Origin of the sequence: Belnapia moabensis DSM 16746 (assembly GCF_000745835.1) — a bacterium.
In the GTDB taxonomy this organism is placed as follows: Bacteria; Pseudomonadota; Alphaproteobacteria; order Acetobacterales; family Acetobacteraceae; genus Belnapia; species Belnapia moabensis.
The window spans coordinates 1-10,199 of record NZ_JQKB01000121.1 but is presented as its reverse complement, the minus strand read 5'-3'; the positions used below and the strand labels follow the sequence as shown (position 1 = coordinate 10,199).

Sequence of the window (10,199 nt, the reverse complement as noted above, 5' to 3'; positions counted from 1 at the left end):
TTTGCGGAATCCACCACTTATGGTTGTCCCCCACGCCCGGAACACCCTTCCCGACCCTCTGCGGTCCATGGGTACATCTCTTCATGCGCAAGCAGAGGCCGTTGCGGCACTGCATTTGACGGGGCTGAGGCGTCAGTTCGAGGCTATAAGAGACATTTTTGGACAGGACCCACCACACCGCTCGCGCGAGGGTCTCTGGGTAGCCCTTGAAGTGCTGCTCGCCCATTTGCGGGGTGAGCAGATCGCGCAGCGAGATCTGGTTGTACGAGCCAATGGCCTGCTTAGCGCGCCGACGCTGTCACGGGTCATTATCGCGCTGGAGCGCCAGGGTCTGGTTACCTCTGAGCTGGCGCCAGGGCATGCCCGTCTGAAGGTACTGCACCCTACCAAACGAGCCCTCGACATCCTGACCGCTCGCGCCGAGGAGGCCTTTGGCGATTTCGCCAAGATCGTAGTCTCGCTCGAGGACCGCTTGGCCAATGTAACGGAGGAGCCGATAGTGGACGGGCACCCGCCATAGGGGGCTTGGGTATTACCCTATCGCCACAAGATTGTAGGCCAAGGGGTTGCGTTGCAAAGTTTGTGGCAAGTCGCAGATGGCCGCGACAGACCCCAGATTAGGCGGCGGCCTGGAGCAACTCGGCGACAAAGGTAGCTTAGATCCGCATGTCTCGTCCGCCAACCTTGTATACCTGCCCTTTCCTGATCATCGCCATTGCCTCGTAGCCTGCCAGTGTTCGTCGTGCCGTGTGGAAGCTGCCAAAGCCAAGCCCTGATCTGACCAGGCGTTTAACGCGCCGGTGATCTTGTTCCAGAATGTTATTGAGGTACTTGCATTTCCGTAGCCGCGAGCGTCGCCACAGCTCACCACCTTCTTTCATCTCTGTGACGGCGCGGGGATAGGCTGGGTTCTTGTCCACCGTGATGGTGCGTGGATTCACGGTGTGCGGCTGTCTCAGCGCCTTGCGAAAGAAGCGCTTTGCAGCCTCGGCATCCCGCTTGGCCGAAAGCAGGAAGTCGATGGTTTGGCCACGGCTGTCGACCGCCCGATACAGGTAGGTCCAGCGGCCCTTCACCCGAACATAGGTCTCATCGACTCTCCACGACCCATTGGACTTGCGCAGATGGGGTCGGAGCCGCCGCTCCAGCTCCGGTGCATAGGCCTGGATCCACCGAAAGATGGTGGTGTGTGCGGTGTCGACACCGCGCTCCTGCAGCATGAGCTCAAGGTCGCGGTAGCTGATCGGGAACATGAGGTACCAGCGCACCGCCCAGAGGATCACCTCGGCGGTAAACTGCCGGCCTTTGAAGGTCAGGTCCGCCCGAAGTGTCGCCAGCCGCCGTCTTGCCATGTCGCAGCGTGGCTGCGATCGCCTCAATACGCAAACGATGCAACGGAACCAGCCCGTGCCAGCTCCAGCCGCTCGCTGTTGAGGCGGGATGGCGCAGTCTTCGGAGAGGGTTGAGGCATATTGACCTACTTCCCTGATCCGGCTCTGAGTTTTGGCCTCCCAAGAATGCTTGGCGTCGCTTCACACAGGGTAACGGAAGGCTTGATCTCCACGCCCACCATAAGGCTGCCGCCTTGCGGAGCTTAATCCTATTCGCCCTAAGCCTGCGATCCCTTGAGGACTCGCTAGTCCGTCGTCTTTCCCATAACCAAAGGAAGCATCCTGATGCTGCGCCGCTCCGTGCTCGCTCTGCCCACTCTGATGCCTGGGTTGGCGGCATCCCAGCCGGCTGTCCTCGGCACCACCGCCCGCCCGCTGCAGGTTGGCGTCACTCAGGGTGTCCATGCCCAAACCTTTGAGGTTGTTCAGCGGGTACTGGCGCGGGACGGCCTCATCACCCGCGCCGTTGAGTTCGGCGACTTCATCCAGCCGAACGCGGCGTTGGCGGCCGGAGACCTCGATGCCAATGCCTATCAGCATCTGCCCTTCCTCGAGGCGCAGCGGGCCCAGCGGGGCTATGATTTCGTTCCCGTCGGCAAGACCGTTTTGACGCTGATGGGCGTCTTCTCCCGCAAACATCGCAGCTTGGATGCGCTGCCGACCGGTGGCCGCATTGCTATCCCGAACGACCCGACCAACGGCGGCCGCGCGCTGCTGCTGCTGGCAGAAGGTGGCGCTTTCCGACTGCGGCCAGGCGCCGACCATCGGGCGACGGTGGCCGATATCGCCGACAATCCAAAGCGGCTGCGCATCATCGAGTTGGAAGCAGCAGCCATCGTTCGCGCGCTCGAGGATGTGGATGCCGCTGCCATCACCGGAAACTTCGCCGTTCCCGCCGGGCTGAACCCGCTGCACGACGCGCTGGTGCGGGGGACGGCGCTAAGCGTTTATACCGTCCTCGTGGTGGTCCGCCGCGCCGATGCAGAGCAGCCCTGGCCCCGCCGCCTGGCGGACGGCTACCGCGATCCGGTGGTGCGCGAATTTGTTGAGCAAACCTTCGGCGGCGCGGTCATTCCTGGCTCCTGATGGTGCCTAGACCAGATGTCCGTGTGAGGCGGGGATGGCCCGCCTCGAACTGTGCAGGAATTGCGAGGGTTGCGCCCGATGGGCCGGTGCCTTGCCTCAGCACAGGAGACGGGCCGTGGGAGACAGCGTGTTGCACCGGTCGGCGGTTCAGGCTCGATGCGCCTGCTCCGCCGACCGGTGCAACACGCTGGCGCGGCGTAGTAGGACGTGCATTGCCCCTCGACGAAGCCGTCGAACCCAGTGGCGACAAGCTCCGACTGCAGCCGGTCGTAGAAGACGTGGCGCGGAGAGCGCCGCATCTCCGACCACGCCACCAGCATCTCCGCCTGGCGATCCCGCCGCCATCACCTGCAGGCGACGGAATCAAACCAGGCCGATTTCGTCAACGGGCTGCTATCTCATGTCAGATGCGTGGGCGATCGGCATGCACGTTGCCTGCGCGGTCCTTCCGCATAAACAGCGGCGCTAACCCGGCGAGCCCCAGCAGACCCAGCCACCCCCAATCGAACCCGTCATCGCGGTCGGCCGGTCGCGCCGTCGTTGTGCCGGTCGTTCCTGGAGAGACTGTCGTGCCGGTTTGAGCCATGGCCGGCATGGCAACAAGGGCGAGTAGCAGAGTGGCCGTAGCGAGGCGCATGTCGAATTCCTCCTCCGCTTGATTGCGGACGGTGGGCGAACGATCCTGCTGTCATTCCGTTCCCGCGGCCCTCGGTACCGCAGGCGAGGATCTTGGCTACAACCGCATGCTGCGCACCAGCACCACCAAACGACGCACCCACCCGCTGTTCCCCTAGGGTCTGTGACCGGACTGTCTGGCTGATTAGTTTGGCTCCGATCCGGTTTCTGGCCGCGCCACCTTTGAAAGTCTCGGGGCTTTCAAGGAACGCGGCCATGACCAGGACAAGCCTGGACGACGCCCAATCGGTGTCGCTGATGCTGGTGATGCAGCAAATCCCCTTGCCTGGAAGCGTGATGACATGGCACTGCGCCGCTTCGTCGAAGCCGCGCTCTGGATTTGCCGAACGGGTGCACCCTGGCGTGACTTGCCCGAGGGCTTGGGTTTCTGGTCAAGCGTCTATCACCGCTGGCGCGCTGGTGCCTGCATGGATGGTGGGAGCTGATCTTCGAGGCGCTCCGCCCGAACCTGCCAGCTGACGGGTTGCTGCTGCTGGACAGTACCACCTGCAAAGCCCACCGCGCCGCGAGTGGCGCTGTCGGCAGTTCGGCGACCGCCGAAGCACTTGGCCGCAGCCGTAGCGGGTTTTGCTCCAAGCTGCATGCCTGCGCCGATGGCGCAGGCCGCATCCTACGGCTGATCACCAGCCCCGGGCACCACTCGGACCTGCGCTATGCGCCAGCACTGGCTTCGGGCATCTCGGCTTGCGATGCGGCGCTCGACCGCGGTTGTGTCTCGGCGCCGCTCCGCGCGGCCTTCGCCGCGACGGGCTGCAGCGTCCACACTCCACCCAAGCGAGGTATGGCCGATTCACCCACATGGGATCCCGTGCTGTACGCCCGGCGGCACCACATCGAAAACCTGTTCTTTCGACTCAAGGACTTTGCCCGCATCACCCGCGACGCGACAAAACCCGCCGCAGTTGAATGGGCTTCGCCCATCTCGTCGCCACCATGATCAACCTGCGCATCGCTGAGTTCGGTCACAGACCCTAGGGGCGCCGTTCGCGCCCTGTGCCGGTCGAAACCCCCATCATCGGCGAAGGGTGCCCTGCAGCCATCTCTTGTTCCAGCCCCGATGTCAGCCGCACAGGGCAGGTCGACGCCTATTTTATATAGGAGGGTCAATCCTGTGCAGCCCTACGGCTATCCGCTTCGTTGAAGCCGCACGCCGGGCGTCAGCCTTGTCGCAGACTTACCTGTCGCCGGGATGGTAGCGGAACATCAAGAACTATCATTGAGCAACGATTGCGACTGGCGGCTTGCGCCGGTCAGTGCTCATCAGGAGAAAGCCTCCATGCGGGAACACTCCCTCGAACTTCTGCGATCGCTGGTGGACGCTCCCTCACCAAGTGGTTTCGAACACCCGGTGGCGAGGCTCTACCGCGACCAGACTGCGAGATATGCCGATCGTGTCACCACCGACGTGCATGGCAATGTCACGGCTGTACTCAACCCGGACGCCCCGATGCGGGTCATGCTGGCCGGGCACATGGACGAGATTGGCTTCGTCGTTCACCACATCAGCGAGGAGGGGCTGCTCTACTTCAGCACGATTGGAGGACATGACAGTGTCATTCCGGTCGGGCAGATGGTGTGGGTGCATGGAAAGCAGCGCGTCGCCGGCGCGATCGGCCGCAAGGCGATCCACCTCCTCAACCCGGACGAGCGCCAGAAGAAGCCGGAGATCAAGGAACTGTGGATCGACATCGGCGCAAGCTCCCGTGCCGAGGCGGAAGAGATTGTGCGGATCGGCGACGTCGCCACCTTCCAGTACACTCTCCAGCGACTTGTGGGGGACCGCGCCGTGGCGCGGGGTTTTGACAACAAGGCAGGCCTTTTCATTGTGGCCGAAACGGTGCGGCTGCTGCGCGAGGAGGGAGGTCTCTCGTCCGGGGTGGGGGTCTACGCCCTTGGAACCGTGCAGGAAGAGATCGGCTCACGGGGTGCCCGAACCTCGGCCTTCGGCATCGGTCCGCAGGCCGGGCTCGCCGTCGATATGGAACATGCCATCGACTATCCTGGTGTCAGCGCCGCTCAATATGGGCAGCTCGACCTTGGGAAAGGACCGAGCATTTTGCGCGGTGCGAACACCAATCCGGTCGTCTTCGATCTGCTATGCCGAGCAGCACGGGAGGAGAACATCCCGCACCAGATCCGGATCGCACCGGGGAGCACGCCAACCGACGCGAACGCGATGCAGATCAACGGGCCAGGCATGGCAACCGGGCTGCTCGGCGTCCCACTACGATATATGCACACCCCGTGCGAAGTGCTGAGCCTCAAGGATGTGGAGAACTGTGCCCGCTTGATGGCTGCATTCTGCCGGCGCATGGCGCCTGACACCGACCTCACGCCTTGGTAGGCATTGCCACTGGTTAAGCGATGCTCACGCGGAGAGATCGCTTTTAGGACGCTCTCCCCACAGGTGTCATAGCCAACCAGCGGCACCCCGGTGATCAGGCCTGAGATGTGCCAACCCGTTGCACGCCAATGTGCGGCGTGAGGATGGGCCCAGCGAAGTCGACCAGGTCCATGGTCGAACGAACCCCGATCGCGCCGAGATGGCCTTCGAGCCAGCAATCGGCCGCGCCATGGCCGAGCTCGTGCATCTCCTGGAGGAATGCCCAGCTGGCGTCCTGGTGGCTGCCGATCTTGAGCGCGCGGAACTCCTCCTCGGCGCCGATCACGTGCAGGCGCGCGTCCCGCAACCGGGCCAGGACACCCGGCGCTGAGGGCAGGTCGGCAAGCACCCGCTGTGCCAAAGCAAGCGAGCGCAGCTCCTGTCGCAGGGCACCACCGAAGGTCATTTCCTCGGTCCTCTCAACAATGGCTGCGGAGCTCAGGGGCAGGCCAGGCCGCTCCACTGGCGTGGTGCGGACGAGCACGACGTCGGCCGGCGCCCCGGCCTCGATCAATGCCCGCAGCGGCGGGTTGCTGGCGAAGCCGCCGTCCCAGTAGGCCTCGCCCTCGATCTCCACTGCGGGGAACAACTGCGGCAAGCAGGCTGAAGCCAGCAGCACCTCCGCCGTGACCTCGGCGTTGCGGAAGAGCCGCGCCTCGCCGGTGCTGACGCGTGTCGCCGAGACCACCAGCGCGGGCGCGCCTTCCCGGCTCAGGGTCGAGGGGTCGAACAGGCCGTTGAGGACCGAGCGGAGCGGGTTGACGCCCAACGGGTTAATCTGCTGCCGTGCGAGGCTCTTAGCGGTCTGCCGCAGCGCATCCGCTACCGGCGACATGATCCCGCTGAACGGGAAGAGCCACCCGGCTCCCGCGGCGTCGGGCGACCCCGAGGCGACGGCGACGCGGCGCCAGAAGACCTCTAGCAGGCGTTTGGCCTCGCTCGCCCCCCCTGTGGCGAGCCCCTGGGCCAACATGGCCGCGTTCATCGCCCCGGCGCTGGCGCCGCTCACCACCTCGATGCGGAGCTCGGGTACCTCGAGCAGGCGGTCCAGCACGCCCCAGGCGAAGGCGCCAAGCGAGCCACCGCCCTGAAGGGCGAGCGTCACCGGCAGAGCGCGCGCCGAGGCGTGCGGACCATGTGATCCGCCAGAGGCGAAACTTTTGGGTGCTGTCATGAGTATGAAATCCGAAAATCGGTCGGGGCGGAGGAGATCAGTGCTCGCTTGGCAGCGCCGGCAGGTCGCCGGAGTGTCCCCGTAAGATTGCGATGCGGGCGGCGAGGTTGATCACGACGAGGGCAAAAACGCCCAGCAGGAAGGGAAACTCAGGCATGGAGGAATCTCCGTTGTTCCTCCCCAGACTTGTATCTAACGTGATTGCCGCAGCGCGAAGTACAACTCAAATGTTGTGTGTTCATGCAACAACCCGCTGCTGCACGTGATCCATGTTCTTGGAACCGTTGCGTGCTTCCAGAAAGGCCGCCCGCGTGAGGCTGAACTATAAGAGGCCACGCCTCCGCCCCTGCGGCATTCCGCCCGCCTCATGGTCGGCGGGTGTGGCATCGCCGCGCATGAGGCGCGCGACAGTGCGCCAGTCAGAGGACAGACAGCATTGAATCGGATCGCAGAGGCAAAGAAGCTCGTCACCAGTCCGACGGCCTTCGTCGGCGCGGCGGCCTTGGCCACACTCGCTCTGGTGAACTACGCCGCCGCGCGCCGGGCGGAGCGCAGGCATCCGCCCCGGGGCAGGTTCATCGAGGTGGACGGCGTCCGGCTGCACTACACCGACCGGGGCACCGGGCAGCCCGTGGTCTTGGTGCATGGCAATGCTGTGACCGGAGACGACTACGACACGAGCGGCGTGGCCGAGCTCCTGCTCGAGACGCACCGGGTCATCGTCTTCGATCGCCCCGGCTTCGGCCATAGCGAGCGCCCGCGCGGCCGCCTCTGGACAGCGATGGAGCAGGCCGAGTTGCTCCACAAGGCCCTGAAACGGCTCGGGGTCGAGCGGCCGGTCGTCGTCGGCCATTCCTGGGGCGCCATCGTGGCGCTCTCGATGGCAGTGCGGCACCCGGCCGACACGGCAGGTCTCGTGCTGCTCTCCGGCTACTACTTCTGGACCCTGCGTCCGGACGTCCTGCTGGTCGCGCCGGGGGCCATCCCGGTTCTCGGGGACATCCTGCGCTACACCGTCTCGCCGTGGCTGGGCCGGCTCTTCATGCCCCTGCTGAAGCGCGCCATGTTCTCGCCGGCGCCAATCTCGGCGCGGTTCCGGGCGAACTATTCAGACTCAATGGCCTTACGGCCGTCCCAGATCCGGGCGACCTCGGTGGATGGCGCTCTGATGATCCCGGGCGCGCTAAGCCTGAGCCGCCATTACGATGCGCTGTCGATGCCTGTGGTCATCATGGCGGGGGAAGGCGACAAGGTTGTCTTTGCGGGCCGAGCCAAGCAGCTTCAGGCCCGCATCCCGCGCAGCGTCCTGCGGATCGTCAAAGGCGCGGGGCACATGGTCCACCACGCCGCGCCGCGGTAGGTCGTGGAGCCGGTCCAACTGGTCGCCGGGGCCTCTACCGGAGCACCCCGCCTGGGTGCTTCGCCACACCAGGGCCTCCCTGAGGCAGCGCCCCGTGCCGCCTAGACCTGGTTGCCCTCAAGGTGCGTCGATCTTCCCCCCTCAAAACTGGGCCGGTCCGCGACTCGGAGGCGATCGGTGACCGCGCTGGTGTCTCGGTCGAGTGTCCGTTGAGCCGGCAGTCAAGGTGGAGTGAGTGCGCCTCGCAGATGCTGACACCAACGGCCCTGTCGACTGGCTGCTGGAGGGCATAAAATGTGGTCAGAGCCTCCGCGGCGCGCGTTCTCGAAGTTGAGGGCCTAGGCGCAAACGGTCAGCCAAGGCTATGCCCAGCGACACCGCTTCCGCGGAGATCGCTGGGGAGCAACCGAGGCAGACCATCAGGGACCTTCGGTTACAGCTACACCTGCCCCGCCGCCGGGAACGGCGGCGGTGCCGTGCCGGCCAGCAGGGCGGACCGTGCCGCCGCGAGGATCGCGCCCCCGCCCCTTTCGGCCCGCAGCACGAAGAGCAGCAGGGACCGGCCGGTGACCGTGAAGGGATGGCCGAATTCGAAGGGCTCCGGCTCCTCGAGTTCGGGCCGGTTGGTATCGACCAGCAGCAGCCAGCGCTGCGCCGCCGGGGGTTCCGGCAGCGAGAACTCCACCGCCTCATGATGCGCGTTCAGCACGAGCAGCATGGTCGCGTCCGAAGCCGGGCGGCGGATGCCCGTCGCCTGGGCACGCCCGTCGAGCAGCAGCCCGAAGCAGCGGGTATTCGGGTCCTCCCACTGCTCCGGCTCCATCTCGGTGCCCGCGGGATTCAGCCAGGCCACGTCCTTGACGCCCAGCTCCTCGTTATAGGCCCCGGTCAGGAAGCGGGCGCGGCGGAGCACGGGAAAGGATTGCCGCAGCGCGATGAGCTTGCGAGCGAAGGCCGCCAGCTCCTGCCCCGCCGCATCGATGCCATCCCAGTCTACCCAGTTGATCTCGTTGTCCTGGCAATAGGTGTTGTTGTTGCCGCCCTGCGTGCGGCCGAACTCGTCGCCAGCCAGGATCATGGGCGTTCCTTGGGAAAGGAGCACGGTCGCTAGCAGGTTGCGCTTCTGCCGCTCGCGCAGCGCCTGGATCTCGGGGTCGTCGGTCGGGCCCTCGACGCCGTGGTTCCAAGAATGGTTGTTCGAATGGCCGTCACGGTTGTCTTCGCCGTTGGCCATGTTGTGCTTGTCGTTGTAGGAGACGAGGTCGTTCAGCGTGAAGCCGTCATGCGCCGCGATGAAGTTGACGCTGGCCCAGGGCTTGCGGCCGCGGCGGTTGAACTTGTCGCCGGAGGCGGTGAGGCGCGCGGCGAGATCCGCTGCCATGCCTTCGTCGCCCTTCCAGAAGGCGCGCACGGTGTCGCGGAAGCGGTCGTTCCATTCCGCCCAGCCGGGCGGAAAGCCGCCGACCTGGTAGCCGCCCGGGCCGATATCCCAGGGCTCCGCGATCAGCTTGACGCGCGACAGCACGGGGTCCTGCCGGCAGGAATCGAGGAAGCCACCGCCCTCGTCAAAGCCGTGCGGCTCGCGCCCGAGAATGGTGGCGAGGTCGAAGCGGAAGCCGTCGACGCGCATCTCGGTCGCCCAGTAGCGCAGGCTGTCCGTCACCATCTGCAGCACGCGGGGGTGCGAGAGGTTCACCGTGTTCCCGGTGCCGGTGTCGTTGATGTAGTAGCGCGGCTCGTCGGGCATCAGCCGGTAGTAGCTGGCGTTGTCGATGCCCTTGAAGGACAGCGTCGGCCCACGCTCGTTGCCCTCGGCGGTGTGGTTGTAGACGACGTCGAGGATGACCTCGAGATTGGCGTCGTGCAGCCGGGCGACCATCTCCTTGAACTCGGAGAAGGCGAAGGCCGGGTTGCGGGCATAGCGCCGCGCCGGCGAGAAGAAGCTGATGGTGTTGTAGCCCCAGTAATTGGTGAGCCCCTTGTCCACCAGCGGCCCGTCATTGACGAAGGTGTGGACGGGCAGCAGCTCGACCGAGGTGACGCCGAGGCCACGCAGATAGGCAACGACCTCCGGCGCAGCGAGGCCGGCATAGGTGCCGCGCATCTCCT

General features: G+C 65.3%; 10 protein-coding genes. 6 read left to right on the top strand and 4 right to left on the bottom strand.

The annotated features are described in order from the left end of the window. Positions 1-520 (top strand): helix-turn-helix domain-containing protein (locus EP26_RS37015; protein WP_211259585.1); only part of this gene is annotated, 520 nt, incomplete at its 5' end. Positions 521-656: 136 nt separating this feature from the next. Here EP26_RS37015 and EP26_RS27660 read toward each other — a convergent pair. After that, entirely contained in the window at positions 657-1,352 is a 696-nt protein-coding gene (locus tag EP26_RS27660; RefSeq protein ID WP_052389774.1) for an IS6 family transposase, read from the bottom strand. A 324-nt stretch (positions 1,353-1,676) separates the two neighbouring features. Between EP26_RS27660 and EP26_RS27655 the strand changes: the two genes are divergently transcribed. Next, the gene (locus tag EP26_RS27655; protein ID WP_043343877.1) at positions 1,677-2,477 is read left to right on the top strand and encodes a MetQ/NlpA family ABC transporter substrate-binding protein; all 801 of its coding nucleotides are present in this window, start codon (positions 1,677-1,679) and stop codon (positions 2,475-2,477) included. A 403-nt stretch (positions 2,478-2,880) separates the two neighbouring features. Here EP26_RS27655 and EP26_RS27650 read toward each other — a convergent pair whose 3' ends face one another. Beyond that, complete coding sequence (locus EP26_RS27650) at positions 2,881-3,114, bottom strand: WGxxGxxG family protein (RefSeq protein WP_043343875.1); 234 nt, start codon at positions 3,112-3,114, stop codon at positions 2,881-2,883. A gap of 340 nt (positions 3,115-3,454) precedes the next feature. On the opposite strand from EP26_RS27650, the gene EP26_RS38775 reads away from it, so the two are divergent. From EP26_RS38775 to EP26_RS27645, 3 genes are all read left to right on the top strand, one after another. After that, positions 3,455-3,598: a transposase gene (locus EP26_RS38775; RefSeq protein WP_084113070.1), complete on the top strand. Its 144-nt coding sequence runs from the start codon at positions 3,455-3,457 to the stop codon at positions 3,596-3,598. A gap of 38 nt (positions 3,599-3,636) precedes the next feature. Then, positions 3,637-4,110, top strand: coding sequence for a transposase (locus EP26_RS33935; RefSeq protein WP_169747519.1), 474 nt, complete (start codon positions 3,637-3,639; stop codon positions 4,108-4,110). A 339-nt stretch (positions 4,111-4,449) separates the two neighbouring features. Beyond that, complete coding sequence (locus EP26_RS27645) at positions 4,450-5,517, top strand: M42 family metallopeptidase (protein WP_043343873.1); 1,068 nt, start codon at positions 4,450-4,452, stop codon at positions 5,515-5,517. A gap of 94 nt (positions 5,518-5,611) precedes the next feature. Here the strand turns inward: EP26_RS27645 and EP26_RS27640 are convergent, their stop codons facing one another. Continuing rightward, on the bottom strand, positions 5,612-6,661 hold the full coding sequence (locus tag EP26_RS27640; RefSeq protein WP_052389773.1) for a patatin-like phospholipase family protein: 1,050 nt from the start codon (positions 6,659-6,661) through the stop codon (positions 5,612-5,614). A 505-nt stretch (positions 6,662-7,166) separates the two neighbouring features. On the opposite strand from EP26_RS27640, the gene EP26_RS27635 reads away from it, so the two are divergent. Beyond that, on the top strand, positions 7,167-8,090 hold the full coding sequence (locus EP26_RS27635) for an alpha/beta fold hydrolase (RefSeq protein ID WP_043343885.1): 924 nt from the start codon (positions 7,167-7,169) through the stop codon (positions 8,088-8,090). A 439-nt stretch (positions 8,091-8,529) separates the two neighbouring features. On the opposite strand, the gene glgX is transcribed toward EP26_RS27635, so the two are convergent. After that, a partial coding sequence (gene glgX, locus EP26_RS27630) for a glycogen debranching protein GlgX (protein ID WP_157033862.1) occupies positions 8,530-10,199 on the bottom strand: 1,670 nt, incomplete at its 5' end.

Coding starts and splice junctions, on each gene's coding strand:
- EP26_RS27660 (WP_052389774.1), bottom strand. CDS start 1,352: ATGGCAAGACGGCGGCTGGCGACACTTCGGGCGGACCTGACCTTCAAA.
- EP26_RS27655 (WP_043343877.1), top strand. CDS start 1,677: ATGCTGCGCCGCTCCGTGCTCGCTCTGCCCACTCTGATGCCTGGGTTG.
- EP26_RS27650 (WP_043343875.1), bottom strand. CDS start 3,114: ATGCGCCTCGCTACGGCCACTCTGCTACTCGCCCTTGTTGCCATGCCG.
- EP26_RS38775 (WP_084113070.1), top strand. CDS start 3,455: ATGGCACTGCGCCGCTTCGTCGAAGCCGCGCTCTGGATTTGCCGAACG.
- EP26_RS27645 (WP_043343873.1), top strand. CDS start 4,450: ATGCGGGAACACTCCCTCGAACTTCTGCGATCGCTGGTGGACGCTCCC.